Source organism: Actinomadura parmotrematis (assembly GCF_019458805.1).
Taxonomy (GTDB): domain Bacteria; phylum Actinomycetota; class Actinomycetes; order Streptosporangiales; family Streptosporangiaceae; genus Spirillospora; species Spirillospora parmotrematis.
Window position 1 is genome coordinate 62,203 of the sequence record NZ_JAIBOA010000018.1, and the last position, 21,583, is coordinate 83,785.

Below are 21,583 nucleotides of genomic sequence, written 5' to 3' on the forward strand. Positions count from 1 at the left end.
TTATCCGGCGGCCCAGCCCTGGCCCGCGTGCGCGTCCAGCTCCGCGACCGTCCCCCCGGTCAGCGGCGGGTGCGCCGCGGTGCGGACGGGGCTGCCGAACACCGCGTCGCGGGCCCGGAAATGCGGGTGCTCGATCATCGCGGCGCGGTCCAGGACGGGCGCGACGGGCGCGCCCGCCGCCGTCAGCCGCCGGACGGCCTCGGCGGCGGGCAGCGCCGCGACGGCGGCGGCGACCCGGGCGTCCAGCGCCGGCACGTCCCGCATCCGCCCGAGGAAGTCGACGTGGGCGATGTCGTCGAGGCCGAGGGCTGCGCAGACGGCCGTCCACAGCCGGTCCTCGGAGACGACGCCGAGCGTGACGCGGCCGCCGTCCGCCGCCGCGTACACCCCGTACCCGGGGACGGTGCCGCGCCGCGTCGCCTCGGGGACCGTGCCGGTCCAGTTGGCGAGCACGTCGGCCATGCCGAGGTCGATGCGGTCGCCCTCGCCGCTCGCGCGGGCCTGCACGACGGCCGCGGCGATCGCGAACGCGGCCATCGTCGCGGCGGCCATGTCGGCGAGCGGCAGCTCGTCGGCGTCGGGCGACCCGGTGCCCGGCGGGAGCGCGGCGGTGTAGGCGCGGTAGTTGACGTCGTGGCCCGGTACGTCGGCGAGCGGGCCGCGCGCGCCGTACCCGGAGATCGAGCAGTAGACGAGCGCGGGGTTCGCGGCGCGCAGCGCCCCGTACCCGACGCCGAGCCGGTCGGCGACGCCGGGCCGGAACCCCTCCACGAACACCTCGGCGCCCGCCGCGAGCTCCAGCGCCCGCGCCCGTCCCGCCTCGCTCTTCAGGTCGAGCGCGATGCTGCGCTTGTGCCGGTTGAGCAGGTCGAAATGGCCGCGGAACATGCGCATCGGCTCGCCGCCGGGCGGCTCCACCTTCAGCACGTCGGCGCCGTGCTGCGCGAGCAGCTGCGTCGCGTAGGGACCGGGCCGCCACATCGTCAGATCGAGCACCCGCAGCCCGTCCAGCAGCCCCATCGCCCACCCCTCCGCCCCGAGAAGACCGCCCCCACCGTGCCCGCCCCCGGCCCGCCTCGTCAAGCGAGCGCTTGGTCAAAACGAATCCGGGGGAGGGGCGGGGATCTATTGACGTGGAGTCCAATTCGGGTGAGGCTGGCCGGGTGATGCCGGGGCGTCCCGTTATCCGCCCTGGTCGGACAGGTGGAGGTGGGTGCCATCCGATTCTCGCTCTTCTACGAGCACCAGCTGCCGCGGCCCTGGGACGACGGGCAGGAGGCGCGGCTCTACCGGGACGCGCTGGACCAGATCGAGATCGCGGACCGGATCGGGTTCGACATCGTCTGGGAGGTCGAGCACCACTTCCTGGAGGAGTACTCGCACTCGTCGGCGCCCGAGGTGTTCCTCGCGGCCGCGTCGCAGCGGACGAAGCGGATCCGGCTCGGGCACGGGATCGTGCAGCTGCCGCCGGAGGTGAACCATCCGGCGCGGGTCGCCGAGCGGATCGCGACGCTGGACCTGGTGTCGGGCGGGCGCGTCGAGTTCGGGACGGGGGAGTCCAGCTCCAGCGCCGAGCTCGGCGGGTTCGGGATCCGGCGGTCGGCGAAACGGGGCGAGTGGGAGGACGCGGTCGACGCCGTCACCCGCATGTTCGTCGAGGAGCCGTTCGCCGGGTGGGACTCCCCGCACCTGCGGATGCCGCCGCGCAACGTCATCCCGAAGACCGTGCAGAAGCCGCATCCGCCCCTGTGGGTGGCGTGCTCGCGGCGCGAGACGATCGAGTTCGCCGCCCGCAACGGCATCGGCGCGCTGTCGTTCTCGTTCGTCGAGCCCGCCGACGCGGGCAGGTGGGTGCAGGAGTACTACCGGATCATCGAGTCGGAGGAGTGCGTCCCGGCGGGGTTCTCGGTCAACCCGAACGTGTGCGTGGTGCTGCCGATGATGCTGCACGAGGACGAGGCGACCGCGATCGAGCGGGGCATCGACGGCGCGCACTTCTTCGGGTTCGCGCTCGCGCACTACTACGGGACGACGCCGCACGACCCCGGCCGCACGAGCGTCTGGGACGAGTTCCAGGCACGCCGCGCCCAGCAGGGCTTCGACCGCGACCGCATCATCGCCAACGCGGAGGCATTGAACGTCAACGTCGGGTCGCTGCGGGGCGCGGTCGGGACGCCCGACCAGGTCAGCGAGCTGATCCGCAAGTACGAGGAGGTCGGCGTCGACCAGATCTCGTTCGTGCTCCAGGCCGGGCCGAACCGGCACGAGCACATCTGCGAGGCGCTGGAGCTGTTCGGCAAGGCGGTGCTGCCGCGCTTCACCGAGGGCCGCGAGGAGCGGGAGGCGGCGAAGGCCGCGCGGCTCGCGCCCGCGATCGAGGCGGCGCTCGCCCGCCGCGAGCCCGCCCGGACGCTGCCCGCCGGCTACCGCATCGACGAGGACGCCGAGGTCGCCCGCGCCCGCCGGGCGCGCCGGCCCCGCGTGACTCCCGGCGCGGTGCGCGCGGAGGTCCGGGGCGCCGGGCGCCGCCGCGCGTTGCAGGGCTTCCACCGCCTGGTGAAGGGGCGGAGCGACCGGCAGATCGAGCGGGCGTTCGGGGAGCGGGCGCAGCGGGTGTTCTTCGCCGGCATGGCCCGCGCCTACGATCCGTCAGCGGCGGGCGGCTTCGAGGGCGACCTGGCGTTCCGCCTCGGCCGCTCCGACGGAACCGAGACCGCCTGGACGATCCGCGTCCGCGACGGCCGCGCGCGGGCACGCGAGGGCGCCGCGGACGACGCGCGGCTCACGATCGCGGCGTCGACGGCCGACTTCGTGCGGGTCCTGGCGGGCGACGGCAACCCCGCGTCGCTGCTCATGGACGGGAAGCTGAGGCTGCGCGGCGACGTGGAGGTCGCGCCGCGCGTCAGCGAGATGTTCGGCGGCCCGTCGCCCTACTAGGCCGCCGGGAACGCGGAAGCCCGGCCCGTGACGTCGTTGGCACGGGCCGGGCGGGGTACCTGTGTCCCCCCGATGGACGCAGGTACCCGATAGGTGTGACGAGCGAAACCTCCTCCGGGTTCGCCCCGGCCTGTCCCGGACCGATGTGAAGCATGTCCTCTTGACCGCCCGGCCCGCACTGTGCTCCGGCGGGAGAGGTAGTTGGTATTACTTGTGTCGTTCTGTACCGCTACTGTTTCCTCCGCTCTGACAGACGAGAGACAAGGGAGAGTCAGTGGGCAGAATGCTGCGCGGGGGAGTCGCGGGGCTGGCCGTCGCGGCCGTCCTCGCGACGGGCGGCGTCGCCGACGCCGCCACGGGCTGGCGTATCACCGCCACGCCGGACGCGAAGGCCGATCTCCGCGACATCGTGGCGCTGAGCGCCAAGGACGCCTGGGCCGTCGGGTACAAGTCGGGCACCGGGGCGCTCATCCGCCACTGGAACGGCACGACCTGGAAGAACGTCGCGGTCCCGGCGGTCGCCAAGGCGGCCTACCTGGAGAGCGTCAGCGCCACCTCGTCCAAGGACGTGTGGATCGGTGGCACCGACGGCCATCTCAAGCAGTACTGGCTGCACTGGAACGGCAAGAAGTGGAAGTGGGTCGCCGGGACGCTCCCGTCGAACTCCGACCCGTCGGCGCCGGACCTGTACGCGCGCAGCGCCACGGACGTGTGGTCGTTCGCGCAGACCGGCGGCTGGGACGCGTCCAAGCCGGACGTGCGGCACTACAACGGCAAGAAGTGGTCCAAGGTCGCCTCGCCGGGCATCATCCGCGAGGTCTCCCCGGGCACCGGCAAGGACCTGTGGGCGACCGCCTGGGTGAAGGGGCCGCAGAGCCTCGTCCCGGCGGTGCTGCGCTGGGACGGCAAGACCTGGAAGAAGCAGGCGCAGCCGTTCGGTACGGAAGGGCAGAGCGCCCTGAACGGGATCCTGGCGCGAGGCTCCAAGAACGTGTGGGCGGTCGGCTACCTCGGCTCCAAGTCCGCGGTCGTGCACTGGGACGGCAAGACCTGGAAGAAGTTCGCCGCCCCCAACAGCACCGAGGCCCTCGGCACGCTGGTGGACGACGGCGCCGGCGGCCTGTGGGCGAAGGGGAGCAAGCACTTCTTCCATTACCGCAACGGAGCCTGGACCGCGACTGCGATCCCGGCCCGGAGCGGCCTGACGACGCAGGTGGCGACGCTCGCCCACGTCCCGAAGACCACCTCGACCTGGGGCGTCGGCGCGCTGGACGACAGCGACTGGATCCACCGCTACAACCTGGTCCTGAAGTTCCACTAGAGGCCGCCGACGAGGGCGGGCCGCCACCCGGCGGCCCGCCCTCGCGCGTCCGCCGTCAGCCCTTCAGGAAGGCCAGCAGCTCGGCGTTCAGTTCGGCGCGGTGGCTGTAGTAGAGGCCGTGCCCGGCGGTCGGGTACTCGCGGTAGTCGGCGTGGGGGACGAGCTCGGCGATGCGGCGGCCGGTGAGGTGGACGGGCGCCGACATGTCGGCGGCGCCGTGCACGACGAGCAGGGGGAGGGCGAGGGTGGCGAGATCGGGGCGCAGGTCGGCGGCCAGCACCGACCGCTGGCACTCGCGGACCGCCCAGGGCGAGGTCGCCAGGCACATCCGGACGGTGTGCTCGATCATCGCGGGCGAGACGGCGTTGCCGAGGTGGGTGGCGAAGAACGCCTGCGCCTGCCGGGCCAGCCAGCCGGGCCGGTCGTCGTCCAGCGCGGCCAGGGACGCCTCCGCCGCCTCCGGCGGGAGGCCCTGCGGGTTGTCGTCGCGGCGCAGCAGGCAGGGCACCGTCGCGGAGATCAGCGCGGCGCGCCGGACGCGGTCCGCGCCGTGCCGGGCGAGGTACCGGACGGTCTCGGCGCCGCCCATCGAGTGCCCGGCCAGGGTGACGTCGCGCAGGTCCAGGTGCTCGATCAGCGCGGCGAGGTCGTCGGCGCAGGTGTCGAGGTCGTAGCCGCCGCTCGGGCGGTCCGAGCGGCCGTGGCCGCGCCGGTCGAGGGCGACGCAGCGGTACCCGTTCCGGACGAGGAAGGGAATCTGGTACTCCCACATGTCCGCGCTCAGCATCGCGCTCGCCGCGAGGACGACGACCTCGCCCTGTCCGTGATCCTCGTAGGCGAGCCGGGTGCCGTCGTGGGTCTGGAAGAACATGGGGGCGCTCCTTCGGCCGGTCTCCGTGCTGATGAATCCAGCTTCGCGGCCCGCCGTACCAAGATCCATTACGTGCGGGGTAACGGCCCGCCCGCACGCGCCGGGGCGGCGTCCGGCGGGCCCCGGCGGCGCCGGGCGGAACGGACGATGTGACCCAAACGGGATTCGGCCGGTTTGTTCCAGTGCCGCGCGTGGGTGATCCTGGGGAGGTGTCAACGGAGACTCTTCCCAGCGGGCCGCAGCTGCGGGCCTTCCTGCACGGCCTGCCCGGCGTCGACCAGGTCGGCGTCGACGAGCGGGCCGCCCGGCTGGCCACCCGATCCATCAAGACCACGGCGAAGGCGCAGGCCATCGACCTGGCCATCACCATGGTCGACCTCACCACCCTGGAGGGCGCCGACACCCCCGGCAAGGTCCGGGCGCTCTGCGCCAAGGGCGCGCGCCCCGACCCCGGGGACGCGTCGGTGCCGCGCGTCGCCGCGATCTGCGTCTACCCCGACATGGTCGAGACGGCCGTGGCCGCGCTGCGCGGCACCGGGATCGGCGTCGCCAGCGTCGCGACCGCGTTCCCGTCCGGGCGGGCGCCGATGGAGGCCAAGCTCGCCGACACCCGCGCCGCCGTCGCGGCGGGCGCGAGCGAGATCGACATGGTCATCGACCGCGGCGCGTTCCTCGCCGGCGACTACCGCAAGGTGCACGAGGAGATCGTCGCCACCAAGGAGGCGTGCGGCGACGCCCACCTGAAGGTCATCTTCGAGACCGGCGAGCTGGTCACCTACGACAACGTCCGCCGCGCCTCGTGGCTGGCGATGGAGGCGGGCGCCGACTTCATCAAGACCTCCACCGGCAAGGTGGCGCCCGCCGCGACGCTGCCGGTGACGCTGGTCATGCTGGAGGCCGTCCGCGACTACCGCGCCGCCACCGGCCGGCAGGTCGGCGTGAAGCCGGCCGGCGGCATCCGCACCACCAAGGACGCGATCAAGTACCTGGTGCTGGTCAACGAGACCGCCGGCCCCGACTGGCTGGATCCGCAGTGGTTCCGGCTCGGCGCGTCCAGCCTGCTCAACGACCTGCTGATGCAGCGCCGCAAGCTCACCACCGGGGTCTACTCCGGTCCCGACTACTTCACCTTGGACTGACCCCCATGGACTTCGAGTACGCACCGGCGCCCGAGTCCCGGTCCGTCGTCGACATCCGCCCGTCCTACGGGCTGTTCATCGACGGCGCCTTCACCGACGGGCACGGCGAGCCGTTCAAGACCATCGAGCCGGCCAGCGAGGACACCCTCGCCGAGATCGCCACCGCCGACGGCGCCGATGTCGACCGCGCCGTCGCCGCCGCCCGCGCCGCGTTCGAGAACGTGTGGGGCCCGATGCCGGGCCGCGAGCGCGCCAAGTACCTGTTCCGCATCGCCCGCATCGTCCAGGAGCGGGCGCGCGAGCTGGCCGTGCTGGAGTCGATCGACAACGGCAAGCCGATCCGCGAGTCCCGCGACGTCGACGTGCCGCTCGCCGCCGCGCACTTCTTCTACTACGCGGGCTGGGCCGACAAGCTCGGCCACGCGGGCTTCGGCGCCGACCCGAGGCCGCTCGGCGTCGCCGGCCAGGTCATCCCGTGGAACTTCCCGCTGCTCATGCTCGCCTGGAAGATCGCCCCGGCGCTGGCCTGCGGCAACACCGTCGTCCTGAAGCCCGCCGAGACGACCCCGCTGACCGCGCTGCTGTTCGCCGACATCTGCCGGCAGGCCGAGCTGCCGCCCGGCGTCGTCAACATCGTCACCGGTGCGGGCGAGACGGGACGGCTGCTCGTCGCGCACCCGGGCGTCGACAAGGTCGCCTTCACCGGCTCCACCGACGTCGGCCGGCAGATCGCCCGGAGCGTCGCGGGCACCGATAAGCGGCTGACGCTGGAGCTCGGCGGCAAGGCCGCCAACATCGTGTTCGACGACGCGCCGCTCGACCAGGCCGTCGAGGGCATCGTCAACGGGATCTTCTTCAACCAGGGGCACGTCTGCTGCGCCGGGTCGCGGCTGCTCGTCCAGGAGTCGGTCGCGGACGAGCTGCTGGAGCGGCTGAAGGCGCGGATGGCGACGCTGCGCGTCGGCGACCCGCTGGACAAGAACACCGACGTCGGCGCGATCAACTCGGCCGAGCAGCTCGCCAAGATCCGCGAGCTGTCGCAGGCCGGCGAGGACGAGGGCGCCGAGCGCTGGGCGCCCGACTGCGCCCTGCCGCAGCGCGGGTTCTGGTTCGCGCCGACGGTGTTCACCGGCGTCGCCCAGTCGCACCGCATCGCCCGCGAGGAGATCTTCGGTCCGGTGCTGTCGGTGCTGACCTTCCGCACCCCCGCCGAGGCCGTGGAGAAGGCCAACAACACCCCCTACGGGCTGTCGGCGGGCGTCTGGACCGAGAAGGGCTCGCGCATCCTGTGGACGGCCGAGCGCCTGCGGGCCGGCGTGGTGTGGGCCAACACCTTCAACAAGTTCGATCCGGCGTCGCCGTTCGGCGGCTACAAGGAGTCCGGCCACGGCCGCGAGGGCGGGCGGCACGGGCTGGAGGCGTACCTGAATGTCTGAGCGACTGACCGTCCGCAAGACCTACAAGCTGTTCATCGGGGGCGCGTTCCCCCGGTCGGAGTCGGGCAGGTCCTACGTGGTGAACGACGGCAGGGGCGCGTTCCTCGCCAACGCCTCGCAGGCGTCCCGCAAGGACGTGCGCGACGCGGTCGGCGCGGCGCGCAAGGCGTTCGGCGGCTGGTCCGGCCGCACCGCCCACAACCGCGGCCAGATCCTCTACCGGATCGCCGAGATGCTGGAGGGCCGCCGCGCCCAGTTCGTCGACGAGCTGCGCGCGACCGGCCTCGGCAAGTCCGCCGCGTCCGACGAGGTGGACGCCGCCGTGGACCGGTGGGTCTGGTACGCCGGCTGGACCGACAAGATCGCCGCCGTGGCGGGGTCGGCGAACCCGGTGTCCGGGCCGTTCTTCAACTTCTCCACGCCCGAACCGGTCGGCGTCGTCGGCGTCGTCGCGCCGGACGCGCCGCTGCTCGGCCTCGTGTCGGTGCTCGCGCCGGTCGTCGCGACGGGCGGCACCGCCGTCGTCGTCGCGTCCGAGCCCGCCCCGCTGCCCGCGATCACCCTCGCGGAGGTGCTCGCGACCTCCGACCTGCCGGGCGGCGTCGTCAACCTGCTCACCGGCCGCCGCGACGAGCTCGCGCCCTGGCTCGCCTCGCACATGGACGTCGACGCGATCGACCTCGCGGGCGTCCCGGCGGACGGCGTCGCGGCGCTGGAGGAGGCCGCCGCGGGCAACCTCAAGCGGGTGCTGCGGCCGGCCGGCGACGACTGGTCCGGCGAGCCGGGAACCGCCCGGTTGACGGCGTTCCTGGAGACCAAGACGGTGTGGCACCCGGTGGGCGTCTGATGACGGATGTACCACGGAGTGTGTAAAGAGGTGCGGGGAGTGGAATAGGTCACCCGTAACTGATCATGTACGGGGGGTAGATCAGTGGCGACCACGACCACGAACCGCGCGACGCCCAGTCGCGCCAAGAAGGGCACGGGCGGCAAGTCGACGGCGGCCCGGAGCACGGCCAAGAAGCCGGCCGCCAAGCGGACCAGCGCCGCCGCCAAGACGACGGCGGCGCGGTCCACGGTCAGCGCCCGCACCACCAAGGCGTCGACCGCGAAGAAGCCCGCGGCCAAGAAGACCACGACGGCGGCCAAGAAGACCGCCGCGTCGTCCGGCCGGAGCAGCACGGGGGCGGCGACCAAGGTGACCGCCGCCGCGACCCAGGCCAAGGCCGCCGCCACGCAGATGAAGTCGGTGGCGACCAAGGCCAACACCTCGGTCAAGGCCATGACGGCCATGACCAAGGCGATGGACGGCGCGACCAAGGCGATGGCGGACGCCGCCAAGGCGATGAACGCCGCCGCCAAGGTCATCACGACCGGCGCGAAGGCCGCGCCGAAGGCGTCCTCGTCGCGCAGCACGTCGTCGCGGAGCACGGCCGCCAAGAGCGGCACGGCGAAGAAGTCGACGTCGGCCGCGAAGAGCACCGGCTCCAGGAGCACGGCGAAGGCCGCTACGGCGAAGAAGCCGACGTCGTCGGCCCGCAAGACCGCGGCGTCCGGCACGAAGGCGTCCACGTCCTCGGCGCGCAAGCCCGCGTCGTCGAGCGGTTCTCGCAAGTCCACCAGCGCGGCCTCGTCGACCCGCCCGCGCGGCGTCGGCGCCCGCCGGGCGGCGCCGAAGTCGGCGGCGGACAAGAAGGCCGCGATGGCGGGGGCGAAGAAGGCCTCGCCCGCGCGCCGCACCGCGTCCCGCTCGACGACCGCGTCCCGCTCGACGACCGCGTCCCGCTCGACGACCGCGTCCCGCTCGGCGGCCAGGCCCGCCGCGCTGGTCGAGGCCAAGACCGACGTAGGCTCGGTGCCGAGCACCAGCAGCGGCCTGATGTCGGGCGCGAACAGCGCCCGCTGACGGTCCCGCGACGGCGGTGGAGCCCCAGCCCGGTGACGGGACGGGGCTCTTCCGGCATCCGACACCACAGCAGGAGGGTCCATGGACGACGAGCAGATCCTGTCCCAGATCAGCGGTTACGTGACCGAGGAGAAGGACCTGCGCGGCAAGCTGCAGCGCGGCGAGCTGTCGCAGGCCGAGGAGCAGGAGCGGCTGAAGCGCATCGAGGTCGCCCTGGACCAGTGCTGGGACCTGCTGCGCCAGCGGCGCGCGCGCGAGGACGCCGGGGAGAACCCCGGCGAGGCGCACGTCCGCCCGGCCAGCGAGGTCGAGGGCTACATCCAATAATCCGCAATGCCGAGGGCCGGACCCCACCGTGTGGGAGCCGGCCCTCAAGCGCGTCCGGGACGCGCTACATGCGTTCGGGGGTCTGGACGCCGAGGAGGCCGAGGCCGGTGTCCAGGGTCCGCAGCGTCACGGCGCAGAGCGCGAGCCGGGACGCCTTGGTCGCCTCGTCGGGCGCCTTCAGCACCGGGCAGTTCTCGAAGAAGGTGGTGAAGGCGTCGGCCACCGAGTACAGGTAGGCGGCCAGCTTGTGGGGCTCGGCGAGGTCGAAGGCCTGCTCGACCGCGGCGCCGAAGCCGAGCAGCTCCAGCGCGAGGGCGCGTTCGGCCGGGTCGCCGAGGACGATCGGGCCGGTGGCGTCCTCGGGTGCGAGGCCGCCCTTGCGGAAGATGGAGCGGATCCGCGCGGTCGCGTACTGGAGGTAGGGGCCGGTGTTGCCCTTGAACGCCAGCATCCGGTCGAAGTCGAAGATGTACTCGCTGTCGCGCGCCACCGACAGGTCGGCGTACTTGACGGCGCCGATGCCGACCTTGCGGGCGATGTCGTCGCGGGTGGCGGCGTCGAACGAGTCGTCGTGGTTGACCTCGTCGTAGGCGTGCCCGGCGCGCTCGACGGCCTCGTCCAGCAGCTCGGTCAGCTTCACCGACGCGCCCGAGCGGGTGCGGAACCGCTTGCCGTCGGTGCCGAGGACCATGCCGATCTGGGCGTGCTCGGCGCGCACCGAGTCGGGCAGCCAGCCCGCCTGGCGGGCGGCGGCGAACACCATCTGGAAGTGCAGCGCCTGGTCGGCGCCGACGACGTAGATGATCCGGTCGGCCTTGACGTCGTTGACCCGGTACCGGATGGCGGCCATGTCGGTGGTGGCGTAGCCGTAGCCGCCGTCGCTCTTGCGGATGATCAGCGGGACGGGCTGGTCGTCGCGGCCGGTGAACCCGGGCGGGAACACGCAGAGCGCGCCGTCGCTGATGACCGCGACGCCGCTCGCCTCCAGGTCGGCGCTGACGTCGGCGAGCATGTCGTTGTACTTGCTCTCGCCGGCGAGGTCGTCGTCGGTGAGGGTGACGTCGAGCCGCTCGTACACCTTGTTGATGTAGACGACGGTGTCGTCGATGAACTTCTGCCAGATCCGCAGCGTCTCGGGGTCGCCGGCCTGGAGGGCGACGACGCGGCGCCGGGACCGCTCGGCGAAGCCGGGATCGCCGTCGAACTTGGCGCGGGCGGCCTGGTAGAACTCGTTGATGTCGCCGCGGGACAGCTCCTCGCGGGCGGCGTCCTCGCCGATGTCGAGCAGGTGCTCGATGAGCAGGCCGAACTGGGTGCCCCAGTCGCCGATGTGGTTCTGCCGCACGGGCTTGTGGCCGAGGAACTCCATCATCCGCACGAGCGAGTCGCCGACGATGGTGGTGCGCAGGTGGCCGACGTGCATCTCCTTGGCCACGTTCGGCGCGGAGTAGTCGACGACGACGGTCTGCGCGTAGTCGGCGGCGGGCACGCCGAGCCGCTCGTCCGCCAGCATGTGCTGTGCCTGCCCGGCGATCCAGGCGTCGGCGAAGGTCAGGTTGATGAAGCCCGGCCCGCTGACCTGCACGTCCGACACGATGTCGGCCACGTCGAGGTGCGCGACGATCTCTTCGGCGACCGCGCGCGGGTTCTGCTTCTCGCCTCGCTCGGCCTGCAGCTTCTTGGCGAGCGGCAGGGCCACGTTGGCCTGCAGGTCGGCGAACTGCGAGGGCCGGATGACCGGGTCGGTGTCCGCGTGGGACGGGCCGAAGGCGGCGGCCAGCGCGTCCTGGACGCGGGCCGCGAGTACGAGCTGCGGATCGGGCATGGTCCAAGGTTATCGGCGCGCCCCTGGGAGGCGGGTAATCCTTTGTCCCGGGCATGCCGTCGCCCGGGGAGCGGTCCGGCTGACGCCCGGCGCCCCGGCGTGGGACAGTGGCGGCGATGAGCGGCACCGGCGCCGAGGGCCCCAGGGTCGAGGACCTCGTGGTGAAGGACGTCGGCAACGACGTCCACCTGTTCGTCGACCCCGGGACGGGCCGCGTCGTCGGCACCCTCTACGCCGAGGGCGGCGGCTGGTGGTGCGGGCGGGCGCCGAGCGGCGAGGTGCTGCGCTTCCAGGTCCCCGAGGACGTCGCCGAGCCCTGGCGCGCCGCCGCCGAGCGGCTGCGGGGCGCCTAGCGGAAGGCGTCCGCGTTGCGGGCGCACCAGCCGGCGAAGGCGCGCGGCGGCGCCGTCCCGCATCAGCGCGTGGCCCTCCAGGAGCGCGGCGGCGAGCTCGGGGGGAGCGCCGCGCGGGAAGCGGGACGCGACGGCCTCCTCGGGCGTCGTGGTCGCGCGGACCTCGACGTCGCGCCCGATCGCCTTCCCGATCAGGGCGGCCTGCTCGGCGACGGTCAGCAACTCGCCCCCCGGTCAGCGCGTACGCCGCGCCCTCGTGGCCGCAAGTCAACGAGGGGTGAACGGGTGGTCGCGGCGGGGCAGGGTGGGGCGGGGGCGGTCAGTCGGTGGCGGCGAGGAGGCGGCGGAGCCAGCGGGTGCGGGCCTCGCGGGCGCCGGCGGCGATAGGGGCGTGCGGGACGAACATGTCGAAGGCGTGGCAGCCGCCCGGCCAGACGTGCAGCTCGGCGACGCCGCCCGCCTGCCAGATGCGGGTCGCGTAGGCGACGTCCTCGTCGCGGAAGGTCTCGGCGCTGCCGGCGTCGATGAACGCGGGCGGCAGGCCCGACAGGTCGGCCGCGCGGGCCGGGGCCGCGTACGGCGACACGTCCGGGCCGCCGCGGGCGTCGCCGAGCAGCGCCGTCCAGCCGGTGTCGTTGGCGGTGCGGTCCCAGATGCCGAGCCCGGCCATCTGGACGGCCGACGGCGTGTCGTTGCGGTCGTCGAGCATCGGGCAGACCAGGAGCTGCCCGAGCAGCGCGGGGCCGCCCCGGTCGCGGGCCATGAGCGCGAGCGCGGCGGCGAGGCCACCGCCCGCGCTGACGCCGCCGACGATGATCCGCTCCGGATCCAGGCCGAGTTCGGCGGCGTGCGCGGCCGTCCAGAGGAGCCCGGCGTAGCAGTCCTCGACGGGGCCGGGGTGCGGGGTCTCGGGCGCGAGCCGGTAGCCGACCGACACGATCGCGGTGCGGCGCTCGGTCCAGTCCTGCACCTCGGTGACCATGGTCCGCTCGTCCCCGAAGATCATCCCGCCGCCGTGGGCGTGGTAGAGCACGGGAACGGGGCCCTCGGCGTCCGTGGGGACGCAGATGAGCAGCGTGACGTCCGGGGCGCCCGCCGGGCCGGGGACGGCGCGCTCCTCGACGCGGTAGGCGCCGTCCCGGGCCAGCTCCGCCAGGGACGGCGGCGGGAGGACGGCGCGCTGCTCGCGCAGCTTCGGCAGGTTCTCCAGGGTGAACGGCAGGGGCGGGACGTCGATCGCGGCGAGCACGGCCGCGACCTCCGGGTCGAAGGGCGGGGGCGGGCCGACGGCGCCGCTGGCCGGAGCGTTCATGAGTCCTCCTCGTGCGGGGGGGGTAACCGCGATCACCATTGTGCGACGCCCGGCCGCCGGCCCGTCCGCCGCCCTGCGGACAATCAGGCGGCCGACGGTTCGGGCGCCGGCTCGGGGAGGGGTTCGGGCGCCTCGCGCCGGGGCAGCAGCAGCGGTGTCGCGATGAGCAGGACGCCCGCGAGCGCGATCGCCGCCCGCGTGCCGAGGACCGCGCCGAACACGCCCCACAGCGCGGTCATCGCCGCGATCGACGCCTTGCTCGTCACCGACCAGGCCGCCATCGTCCGGGCGACGCGGTCCTGCGGCGTCCGCTCCAGGCGCGCGGCGGCGAGCAGCGGAGTGAAGATCCCCATACAGGTGATCAGCGCCAGCTCGACGCCCATGACGAGCGCGAGCCCGGCCGCGCCGGGGCCGACGAGCGCCAGGCCGACCGGCCAGAGCGTGCGGACCGTCCCGGTCGCCAGCATCACCCGGTGCCGCCCGAACCGGGCGGCGAGCGGCCGCGCCACCCGCGCCCCGGCGAGGCCGCCGAGGCAGGGCAGCGCGAACGCCAGCCCGTACTGCCAGGGCGCGAAGCCGAGGTCGCCGAGCATCAGGACGGCGAGCGGCGGCGCCACCGCCATGATCAGGCCGTTCACCAGGACGCCGTTCAGGAACAGCGCGCGGAGCGTCGGGTCCGCCCAGATGAACCGCCAGCCGTCCGCCAGGTCGCGGGCGCGCGGCCGGGACGCGGCGCGGGCGGGGCGCGGCTCGTCCCCGCGGATCGCGCGGATGCCGAGGGCCGACAGCAGGAAGCTCGCGGCGTTCGCCAGCACCGTCGCGACCGGGCCGAGCGCGCCGATCGCGAGGCCGCCGAGCGGCGGGCCGAGCGCGGTCGTCGTCCAGGTGGTCGCCTCGAAGCGGGAGCTCGCGGTGAGCAGGCCCGCGCGCGGGACGAGCGCCTTCAGGCAGGCGCCGCTCGCGGCCGTGAAGGCGATGTCGGCCGCGGCGACGACCATGGAGACGGCGAGGAGCTGCGCGAACGTCAGGACGCCGAGGGCGTAGGCGGCGGGGACGCTGAGCAGCGCCGCGCACCGCACCAGGTCCATCGCGATCATCACGGGCCGCTTGCGGCGGCCCTCCACCCACGGCCCGAGCGGGAGCGCCAGCACCGTCCCCGCCGCGAGGCCCGCCGCGGCGAGCGCCGAGACCCGCGCCGGCCCGGCGTCCAGCACCTTGATCGCGATGAGCGGGAAGGCGTCGAACGCCAGCCACGTGCCGGCCGAGCTGGTCGCGAACGCCGCCCACAGCCACCCGAAGTCCCGGCCGAGCCGTACCGTTTCGTCTGTCACCCGCGCCATCCAAACGACCCGGCGGGCACGCCCGCAAACAACCTCCCGGAGTCCCCGGCCACAACCAGAGGTTGTGGCCTAGGTTGGGGGCGTGCAGATCGACGCCGTGCGGACGTTCGCCGCCATCGCGGACGCGAGCAGCTTCCAGGACGCCGCCGACGACCTGGAGATCAGCCAGCAGGCCGTCTCCAAGCGCGTCGCCGGGCTGGAGCGCGACCTCGGCGTCCGGCTGTTCGCCCGCACCGCGCGCGGCGCGCAGCTCACCGCCGACGGGCTCGCGTTCCTGCCGCACGCCCGCGCGCTCCTGCGGGCCGCCGAGCGCGCCGAGGCGGCCGTCCGGCCGGGCGGCCGCGCGCTGCGGATCGACGTCGTCGGCCGCAAGCTCGCGCCCGCCGAGCTGGTGCGCGGCTTCCACGCCGCGTATCCGGACGCCCGGATCGACGTCGCGACGCCGCCCGACGCCGCCGCGGCCGTCGCCGCCGTCGCGGCGGGCACGCTGGACGCCGCGCTCCGCGCCGTCACCGCACCCGCGCGGCTGCCGGACGGCGTCGCGTCCGCCCGCGTCCACGACGAGCCCGTGCAGCTCCTCGTCGGCGCCTCCCACCCGCTCGCGACCGCGCCCGCCGCGCGGCCCGCCGACCTCGCCGCGCACCGCGTCTGGCTGCCCGGCATCGTCCCGGGCACCGAATGGGCGGCCTACTACGACGATCTCGCCGCCGCGTTCGGGTTCACCATCGAGACGGCCGGCGCCGACTTCGGCGCCGAGCCGCTGCTCGAAACCGTCGCCCGCGACCCGGCCCTGGCCACCCTCATCGGCGAAGGCACCCAGCTCTTCCCGCCGCCCGGCCTGGACCTCCGCCGCGTCCCCCTCCGCGACCCGACCCCCGTCTACCCGCACTCCCTGGTCTGGCGCGAGGACAACCCCCACCCCACCCTGGCCGCCCTCCGCGCCTACCTGACCCCCCGCACACCCTCGCCCGTCCCGTCCTGGACCCCCGCCTGGACCCACTGACCCCCCGGTCACCCCTCGTCGAGATGCGGCGTGTTGGCCTCTTGGAGCGCTCCAAGAGGCCAACACGCCGCATCTCAACTTTGAGTGACCGGGGGGTCAGCGCGTCCAGGGGACGATGGGCAGGACGTCCGCGGCGTCGTCAGAGACCGGGCCGGCCGCCGACAGGTCCAGGTGGGCGAAGCGCGGGGCGAGCTCCGCGGCGTCCTCGACGTCCAGGCTCCGGACGCGCAGGCGCTCCAGCTGGGGCAGGACGGACGACGCGGCGAGCGCGGCGAGGACGTCGTCGTCGCTCGCGTCGAACTCGGCCGCGCCGAGGTCGAGGCTGCGCAGGGCGGGATAGCCCGCCGCGTCCAGCTCGTCGAGCTGCTCGACGGGGCAGGCGGTGCCGTGCACGTCCGTCCCGATCTCCAGCGTCAGGGCGGCCAGGTTCGGGAGCGTGACGGTGCCCGGCCGGGAGCCGGGGAACACCGCCCCGTCCGACAGGACGGCGCCGCGCAGCCGCAGGTCGGTGAGGGCGTCGCCGGCGATCCAGTGGAACAGGAGCGCGCCCTCGACCGCCAGCGTCCGCAGCGCGGGCAACGCCCGCCACAGGGCGTCGGTCGCGTCGCCGACGAAGCCCGCGTCGTAGTGGTCCATGGGGTCGACGCGGCCGCCGGTGGAGGTCCGGACGTCCTCGTAGAGGTAGGTGAAGCCGTAGCCGAAGCGCAGATCGGTGAGCCGCTCGCGCCGCCGGGCGGCCAGGGCCTCGGCGGCGCGCCGGGCGGAGTGGTGGACGTCGGTCAGGTGCAGCTCCAGCCCGCGCAGCCTGGCGGCGGCGGGATGGGACAGCAGGGCCTCGATCAGCACCGACTCCCACCGCTCGGGATCGTCGACGTCCGCCCCCGCCGCGAACCGCTCCACCAGCTCCCGCCGCTGCGGCGCCGTCTCCGGCGCCAGCCGGAACCGGGCCCGGTCGATGAACCCGCGCGCCCAGGTGAAGTGCCAGGAGCCGTCGTCGCGTAGGCCGTCCAGCCCCCACTGCCGCTCGACCTCGCGGTAGTCGGCGCCGTCGGCCTCCGTCAGGATCGCCGCGCCGCGCGGGTCGTCCGCCTCGGCCAGCGCTTCGGCGTAGGCGCGCCACGCATTCCAGTCGTCGGATTCGGGGGCGTCCGCCGCCTCAGGGGAGATCACGCCGCCATCCAAGCACCGCGCGCCGGGGCAGGCCGCCCGAATGATCGACTCGGTCGGCCCGGCCGCCCTCGCACTCGGCGCGGGGACGCTGATCGCGCTGGTGACGGCGCCGGTCCGGCTCAGCGTCCTCGGCGTGCCGAGCCCGGCGGTCACCCCGACGAACCTGCTGTTCAACGTGGTCGCCGGACCGGGCGCCCTCGCCCGCTACCGCCGGCACGGGCATCTCACCGGACCGCTCACCCACCTGCCGCGCTCGCGGACGCCGCCTGTCGTCGTGGTCGGCGCGACCGACGCGACCGACGCGACCACCCGGGCGTTCGCCGTCCCCGGCCGACGCTCCGGGAATCCCCGAATCGCGCCGCCCATGACCCACCGGTCACCCTGCGTTGACTTGCGGCGTGTTGCGCGTTTGAAACGTTTCAAAAGCGCAACACGCCGCAAGTCAACGCTCGACGACCACCTGGTCACTGGTGGCTGCGGTGGGATGGGCTTGGCGGGAATCGGAGGTGCCGGACGCGCCACGCTTGGGCTTTGGGCGATCGCATCGTCTCGGCGGCGGCGGGGCGGCCGGGGCGGGTTGCTTGCCTCTCGGCCGCTATTGCGGGCGTGCTCTGATCAGCGGCGGGCGTGGGTTTCCTGGCGGGCGGCGCGGTACTCAGCGAGCCACTCGGCGCCGAGCTGGTCGGCGGGTAGGGCCTTGGCGGCCGTGTACAGCGGCGAGGCGGCGTCAGGTGTTCTTGAGGTGCTCGGCCAGGGCCACAAGCGCGGTGGGCGTGAGGACGAGGTGACCGGCCGAAGGTGCTTTGCTGTCGCGGACGCCGATGCCGAGGGGGAGGCGTGCCAGTTCCACGCAGTCGCCGGTGCCTGTGGTGTTGCTCTTGCTGCTCTTCCGCCAACGCGGCGCGTCACTCATTGAGGGACTCCATCGTGTCAATGATCAACTGTCGGGAGGTGCTCAGTGACAGGGCGCAGGAACTGACGCGCTCCCAACGTACGTCGAACTCGCGGATCTTTGTAGGGTCGTTGATCAAGCGACCGCCCTCCTGGGCCTCGATATAGACGACCGCATCGTTCGAGCGGGCGCGATGCATGATTTTGAACGATCCGTCCTGCCCGATGTACGCGCCCGCCGACCACGGAACCACTCGCAACAGGCCCATGGGTGACAGCGAGAATTCGACCAGCCGGGCGAGCTGCACTTTCATGATCCTGGCACCGCCTGCGGTGCGGGAGATGACGGCTTGGTCGAGTATCGCGGACACCTTCGGGGAGTCGGCCCTGCTGAGGAGCTGCTGGCGAGCGGCGCGCCTTGCCCAGGCGTGGTCGACGTCCTCCACCCCCGCGGCGGTGAAGCAGGAGCGGGCATACTCCTCGGTTTGCAGCAGGCCAGGCACGGTCGATGATTCGAAGGTTCTGATGAGCGAGGAGGAATCCTCGTACTCGGCGTGCTGGCGGCCCCAGTCTGGATTGTGGCTGTTCTCCGCCAGCCTGCGGAGTCTCGTGAAGTGGCCTCGGGTGCGCCATCGCTCATCGAGGGTTTCGGTGTGGTGTTTGGGGATTTTAGCGCGGGCCGATTCATAGTTCGAAACCGTAGAAGTATCGATCTTCAGTATGCGTGCCACATCCGCCTGCGAGAGGTTGCGTTCCAAGCGCCATACGCGCAGGTCGACAGCAAGCCAGTGCCAGCGTGAGTGGTCGGGGTCCAGTGTCTCGGCCGTCGGCATGTGGAGATCCTTGGGGGTGGGATCAATGGGCGCAGTGTACCTAGCGTAGTCGTCGCGTTGCAGGGTGGCAGCGGAACGGCGAATGCGCAGGGAGGCGCGAATGGAGATCTCGGTGGTCCATGCAGGCAGCGAGGCCGTGGCCGGCCCGCTGGCGGGGCGCGAGGGCGTCCCGGAGGTGCGGGGGTGGGCGCGGGGCGTGTTGCGGGGGTGGGGTGTGAGGGGTGAGGCGATCGACAGTGGGGCGCTGGTGCTGTCGGAGCTGGTGACCAACGCCGTCGTCCATGGGGTCGGGCCGGTGACCGTGCGGTTGTCGCTGCGGGGCGAAGGCGGGTTCGTGGTCGAGGTGCGGGACAAGGGCGATCACGCTTTGGTGCTGCGGGCGCCCGGGGAACTCGCCGAGTGCGGACGGGGGCTTTTGATCACGGACGCGCTTGCGAGCGAGTGGGGTGTGAATCCCGTCGCGGGCGGAGGGAAGTGCGTGTGGGCCGCTGTCGGGGGGTGAGGCGGGCTACCGCTGCGGGTCCGTGGTCTCGGCCTCGGGTTTGCGGGGGCGGCGGAAGCGCTGGTACCAGGTGTCCCAGCGCAGCGACAGGGTGAGCAGGACGGACGCGCCCACCGCGATGGCCAGGGCCGTCAGGTCGTTCTGCAGGTTGTCCGGGTGCAGGGCGAAGAAGTCGCGCAGCCACGGGACGGCCAGGACGACGAGGAACGCCGCCGCCATCGCGGCGACCAGCGACAGGCGCCACCAGTTCCACGGCCGCGCGATCAGCAGCAGGACCCACAGGGCCAGGACGAACAGGGCCAGGGACGCCGTCGTGCTGTCGTCCTCGAACCCGGTGGCGGGGTTCTCGGTCGCCAGGCGGTAGCCGGCGAAGGTCGCGGCGCCGCAGGCGATGCCGGCGGGGACGGCGAAGCGGAGGACGCGGGGGACGAAGCCCGCGCGGGCGCGTTCGGTGTTGGGGGCGAGGGCGAGGAAGAACGCCGGGATGCCGATCGTCAGGCTGCTGATCAGGGTCAGGTGGCGCGGCAGGAACGGGAACCGGACGCCGACGAGGCCGACCAGGACCGACAGCAGGATCGAGTACACCGTCTTGGTCAGGAACAGGTTCGCGACGCGCTCGATGTTGCCGAGGACGCGGCGGCCCTCGCCGACGACGTGGGGGAGCGTCGCGAAGCGGTTGTCCAGCAGGACGATCTGCGCGACGGCGCGGGTGGCGCCCGAGCCCGAGCCCATCGAGATGCCGAGGTCGGCGTCCTTGAGGGCGAGGACGTCGTTGACGCCGTCGCCGGTCATCGCGACCGTGTGGCCCCGCGATTGCAGGGCCTTCACCATCGCGCGCTTCTGCTGCGGGCTGACGCGCCCGAACACCGAGTTGGCCTCCAGCACCTCGCCCATCGCGCCGGCGCCGTCCGGCAGCGTCCGCGCGTCCACCGGGTGTGAAGCGCCCGGCAAACCGAGGTCGGCGGCGATGGCGCCGACCGACACCGGGTTGTCACCCGAGATGACCTTGACGGTGACGTCCTGGTCGGCGAAGTACCGCAGCGTCTCGGCGGCGTCGGGGCGGACGCGCTGGCGGAGGACGACGAGGGCGGCGGGTTCGGCGCTCGCCGTGGCGTCGAGGCCGTCGGGATCGGCGAACGAGCCGTCCGGGACGCGGGCGAGGGCGAGGACGCGGAGGCCGGTGGAGCCGAGCCGCTCGGCCTCGGCGCGGGCGGGGTCGGCGGGGCCGAGGAGGACGTCGGCGGCGCCGAACGCCCAGCTCCCGTGGCCGTCGAAGGCGGCGCCGCTCCACTTGCGGGCGGACGAGAACGGCACCGTCCCGGTGATCGTCCAGTGCGGGTCGGGCTCGCCGAGGCCCTCCTGGACGGCGCGCATCGTCGCGTTCGGGTCGTCGTCGCCGGCGGCGAGGGCGGCGAGCGCGGCCCGGCCGGGCAGGGCGTCCGACAGCGCGACGACGCGGTCGAGGTCCATGCCGGGCTCGGTGAGGGTGCCGGTCTTGTCGACGCAGAGGACGTCGACGCGGGCGAGGCCCTCGATGGCGGGCAGCTCCTGCACCAGGCACCTGCGGCGGCCGAGGCGGACGACGCCGACGGCGAAGGCGATGCTGGTCATCAGCACCAGGCCCTCGGGGATCATGGTGACGACGCCGGCGACGGCGCCGACGACGGCCGCGGGCACGCTGCCCGCGGAGTTCCACTGCGACACGAACAGCAGCACCGCCGTCGGCACGATCAGCCAGGTGATCCACTTGAGGAACCGGTCGATGCCCGACATGAGCTCCGAGCGCGCCAGCGTGAACCTGCTGGCCTCCTCGACGAGCCGCGCCGCGTAGGCGTCGCGGCCGACCTTCTCGGCGGTGAAGGCGCCGCCGCCCGCGACGACGAAGCTGCCCGACTGGACCTGGTCGCCGGGCGCCTTGTGGACGGGGTCGGCCTCGCCGGTGAGCAGCGACTCGTCGACCTCCAGGCCGCGCGCGGACGCGACCGCGCCGTCCACCGGGATCCGGTCGCCGGTGCCGAGGACGATGAGGTCGCCGAGGACGACCTCGTGCTGCGCGACGGTCTCCTCCGCCCCGTCGCGGCGGACCGTGACGGGCGTCTCGCCGATGACGGCGAGCCGGTCCAGGGTGCGCTTGGCGCGCAGCTCCTGGATCACGCCGATGGCCGAGTTCGCGACGATGATGCCGCCGAACAGCCCGTCCTGCCACTGCCCGAACGCCAGGACCAGCACGAACAGCGTGCCGATGAGCGCGTTGAAGCGGGTCAGCACGTTCGCCCGGACGATCTCGCCGACCGACCGGCTGGACCGCCGCGGCACGTCGTTGGCCTGCCCGGCCGCCACCCGCTCGCGCACCTCGGCCGCGGTCAGCCCGCGCGCCGCGGTGGTCTCCACATCCGTCACAAGAGCCCCCGAAGATC

At 73.5% G+C, this 21,583-nt stretch carries 19 protein-coding genes; 10 read left to right on the top strand and 9 right to left on the bottom strand.

All coding sequences use genetic code 11. The annotated features are described in order from the left end of the window. Complete coding sequence (locus tag K1Y72_RS25490; RefSeq protein WP_220168996.1) at positions 1-1,020, bottom strand: CaiB/BaiF CoA transferase family protein; 1,020 nt, start codon at positions 1,018-1,020, stop codon at positions 1-3. Positions 1,021-1,209: 189 nt separating this feature from the next. Between K1Y72_RS25490 and K1Y72_RS25495 the strand changes: the two genes are divergently transcribed. Together K1Y72_RS25495 and K1Y72_RS25500 are read left to right on the top strand one after the other, a co-directional pair. Next, positions 1,210-2,937, top strand: coding sequence for an LLM class flavin-dependent oxidoreductase (locus K1Y72_RS25495; RefSeq protein ID WP_220168997.1), 1,728 nt, complete (start codon positions 1,210-1,212; stop codon positions 2,935-2,937). 274 nt (positions 2,938-3,211) lie between these two features. Beyond that, positions 3,212-4,258 carry a hypothetical protein gene (locus tag K1Y72_RS25500; RefSeq protein ID WP_220168998.1) on the top strand — a complete coding sequence of 349 codons (1,047 nt, stop codon included), beginning with the start codon at positions 3,212-3,214 and terminating at the stop codon, positions 4,256-4,258. 55 nt (positions 4,259-4,313) lie between these two features. Here the strand turns inward: K1Y72_RS25500 and K1Y72_RS25505 are convergent, their stop codons facing one another. Further along, positions 4,314-5,129, bottom strand: a complete 816-nt coding sequence (locus K1Y72_RS25505) for an alpha/beta fold hydrolase (RefSeq protein WP_220168999.1) — start codon at positions 5,127-5,129, stop codon at positions 4,314-4,316. 209 nt (positions 5,130-5,338) lie between these two features. Here K1Y72_RS25505 and deoC point away from each other — a divergent pair, with 209 nt between their 5' ends. From deoC to K1Y72_RS25530, 5 genes are all read left to right on the top strand, one after another. Further along, positions 5,339-6,268, top strand: a complete 930-nt coding sequence (gene deoC / locus K1Y72_RS25510) for a deoxyribose-phosphate aldolase (RefSeq protein WP_220169000.1) — start codon at positions 5,339-5,341, stop codon at positions 6,266-6,268. Positions 6,269-6,273: 5 nt separating this feature from the next. Continuing rightward, a complete protein-coding gene (locus K1Y72_RS25515; RefSeq protein WP_220169001.1) occupies positions 6,274-7,704 on the top strand; it encodes an aldehyde dehydrogenase family protein in 1,431 nt (476 codons plus the stop codon). Continuing rightward, positions 7,697-8,551 (top strand): aldehyde dehydrogenase family protein, encoded by an 855-nt coding sequence (locus K1Y72_RS25520; protein ID WP_220169002.1) that lies wholly within the window; start codon positions 7,697-7,699, stop codon positions 8,549-8,551. The genes K1Y72_RS25515 and K1Y72_RS25520 overlap by 8 nt, the downstream gene beginning before the upstream one ends. A gap of 84 nt (positions 8,552-8,635) precedes the next feature. Beyond that, positions 8,636-9,610, top strand: a complete 975-nt coding sequence (locus K1Y72_RS25525; RefSeq protein ID WP_220169003.1) for a hypothetical protein — start codon at positions 8,636-8,638, stop codon at positions 9,608-9,610. Positions 9,611-9,691: 81 nt separating this feature from the next. After that, a complete protein-coding gene (locus tag K1Y72_RS25530; protein ID WP_220169004.1) occupies positions 9,692-9,937 on the top strand; it encodes a DUF2630 family protein in 246 nt (81 codons plus the stop codon). Between the two features lie 64 nt (positions 9,938-10,001). Here K1Y72_RS25530 and argS read toward each other — a convergent pair whose 3' ends face one another. Further along, a complete protein-coding gene (gene argS / locus K1Y72_RS25535; protein WP_220169005.1) occupies positions 10,002-11,762 on the bottom strand; it encodes an arginine--tRNA ligase in 1,761 nt (586 codons plus the stop codon). 116 nt (positions 11,763-11,878) lie between these two features. On the opposite strand from argS, the gene K1Y72_RS25540 reads away from it, so the two are divergent. Then, positions 11,879-12,115 carry a hypothetical protein gene (locus K1Y72_RS25540; RefSeq protein WP_220169006.1) on the top strand — a complete coding sequence of 79 codons (237 nt, stop codon included), beginning with the start codon at positions 11,879-11,881 and terminating at the stop codon, positions 12,113-12,115. 319 nt (positions 12,116-12,434) lie between these two features. On the opposite strand, the gene K1Y72_RS25545 is transcribed toward K1Y72_RS25540, so the two are convergent. Both K1Y72_RS25545 and K1Y72_RS25550 read right to left on the bottom strand, forming a co-directional pair. Continuing rightward, the gene (locus tag K1Y72_RS25545) at positions 12,435-13,427 is read right to left on the bottom strand and encodes an alpha/beta hydrolase (protein WP_220169007.1); all 993 of its coding nucleotides are present in this window, start codon (positions 13,425-13,427) and stop codon (positions 12,435-12,437) included. An 83-nt stretch (positions 13,428-13,510) separates the two neighbouring features. Further along, the gene (locus tag K1Y72_RS25550; RefSeq protein WP_308287226.1) at positions 13,511-14,758 is read right to left on the bottom strand and encodes an MFS transporter; all 1,248 of its coding nucleotides are present in this window, start codon (positions 14,756-14,758) and stop codon (positions 13,511-13,513) included. 91 nt (positions 14,759-14,849) lie between these two features. Between K1Y72_RS25550 and K1Y72_RS25555 the strand changes: the two genes are divergently transcribed. Continuing rightward, positions 14,850-15,770 (top strand): LysR family transcriptional regulator, encoded by a 921-nt coding sequence (locus K1Y72_RS25555; protein WP_220169009.1) that lies wholly within the window; start codon positions 14,850-14,852, stop codon positions 15,768-15,770. A gap of 96 nt (positions 15,771-15,866) precedes the next feature. Here K1Y72_RS25555 and K1Y72_RS25560 read toward each other — a convergent pair whose 3' ends face one another. The 3 genes from K1Y72_RS25560 to K1Y72_RS25570 form a co-directional block, all read right to left on the bottom strand. After that, positions 15,867-16,940 carry a hypothetical protein gene (locus tag K1Y72_RS25560; RefSeq protein ID WP_220169010.1) on the bottom strand — a complete coding sequence of 358 codons (1,074 nt, stop codon included), beginning with the start codon at positions 16,938-16,940 and terminating at the stop codon, positions 15,867-15,869. Between the two features lie 727 nt (positions 16,941-17,667). Next, positions 17,668-17,853: a DUF397 domain-containing protein gene (locus K1Y72_RS25565; RefSeq protein ID WP_220169011.1), complete on the bottom strand. Its 186-nt coding sequence runs from the start codon at positions 17,851-17,853 to the stop codon at positions 17,668-17,670. Continuing rightward, positions 17,846-18,664: a helix-turn-helix domain-containing protein gene (locus K1Y72_RS25570; protein WP_220169012.1), complete on the bottom strand. Its 819-nt coding sequence runs from the start codon at positions 18,662-18,664 to the stop codon at positions 17,846-17,848. Before K1Y72_RS25570 ends, K1Y72_RS25565 begins: the two co-directional genes overlap by 8 nt. Positions 18,665-18,764: 100 nt before the next feature. Between K1Y72_RS25570 and K1Y72_RS25575 the strand changes: the two genes are divergently transcribed. Continuing rightward, positions 18,765-19,166, top strand: a complete 402-nt coding sequence (locus tag K1Y72_RS25575; protein ID WP_220169013.1) for an ATP-binding protein — start codon at positions 18,765-18,767, stop codon at positions 19,164-19,166. Between the two features lie 6 nt (positions 19,167-19,172). Here K1Y72_RS25575 and K1Y72_RS25580 read toward each other — a convergent pair whose 3' ends face one another. After that, the gene (locus K1Y72_RS25580) at positions 19,173-21,557 is read right to left on the bottom strand and encodes an HAD-IC family P-type ATPase (protein WP_220169014.1); all 2,385 of its coding nucleotides are present in this window, start codon (positions 21,555-21,557) and stop codon (positions 19,173-19,175) included. Positions 21,558-21,583 lie beyond the last annotated feature (26 nt).

What these genes read in the sequence shown, in the direction of transcription:
- K1Y72_RS25505 (WP_220168999.1), bottom strand. Translation starts at nt 5,129, where the DNA reads ATGTTCTTCCAGACCCACGACGGCACCCGGCTCGCCTACGAGGATCAC.
- K1Y72_RS25490 (WP_220168996.1), bottom strand. Translation starts at nt 1,020, where the DNA reads ATGGGGCTGCTGGACGGGCTGCGGGTGCTCGATCTGACGATGTGGCGG.
- K1Y72_RS25575 (WP_220169013.1), top strand. Translation starts at nt 18,765, where the DNA reads ATGGAGATCTCGGTGGTCCATGCAGGCAGCGAGGCCGTGGCCGGCCCG.
- K1Y72_RS25520 (WP_220169002.1), top strand. Translation starts at nt 7,697, where the DNA reads ATGTCTGAGCGACTGACCGTCCGCAAGACCTACAAGCTGTTCATCGGG.
- K1Y72_RS25540 (WP_220169006.1), top strand. Translation starts at nt 11,879, where the DNA reads ATGAGCGGCACCGGCGCCGAGGGCCCCAGGGTCGAGGACCTCGTGGTG.
- argS (WP_220169005.1), bottom strand. Translation starts at nt 11,762, where the DNA reads ATGCCCGATCCGCAGCTCGTACTCGCGGCCCGCGTCCAGGACGCGCTG.
- K1Y72_RS25570 (WP_220169012.1), bottom strand. Translation starts at nt 18,664, where the DNA reads ATGCCGACGGCCGAGACACTGGACCCCGACCACTCACGCTGGCACTGG.
- K1Y72_RS25530 (WP_220169004.1), top strand. Translation starts at nt 9,692, where the DNA reads ATGGACGACGAGCAGATCCTGTCCCAGATCAGCGGTTACGTGACCGAG.
- K1Y72_RS25565 (WP_220169011.1), bottom strand. Translation starts at nt 17,853, where the DNA reads ATGAGTGACGCGCCGCGTTGGCGGAAGAGCAGCAAGAGCAACACCACA.
- K1Y72_RS25545 (WP_220169007.1), bottom strand. Translation starts at nt 13,427, where the DNA reads ATGAACGCTCCGGCCAGCGGCGCCGTCGGCCCGCCCCCGCCCTTCGAC.
- K1Y72_RS25515 (WP_220169001.1), top strand. Translation starts at nt 6,274, where the DNA reads ATGGACTTCGAGTACGCACCGGCGCCCGAGTCCCGGTCCGTCGTCGAC.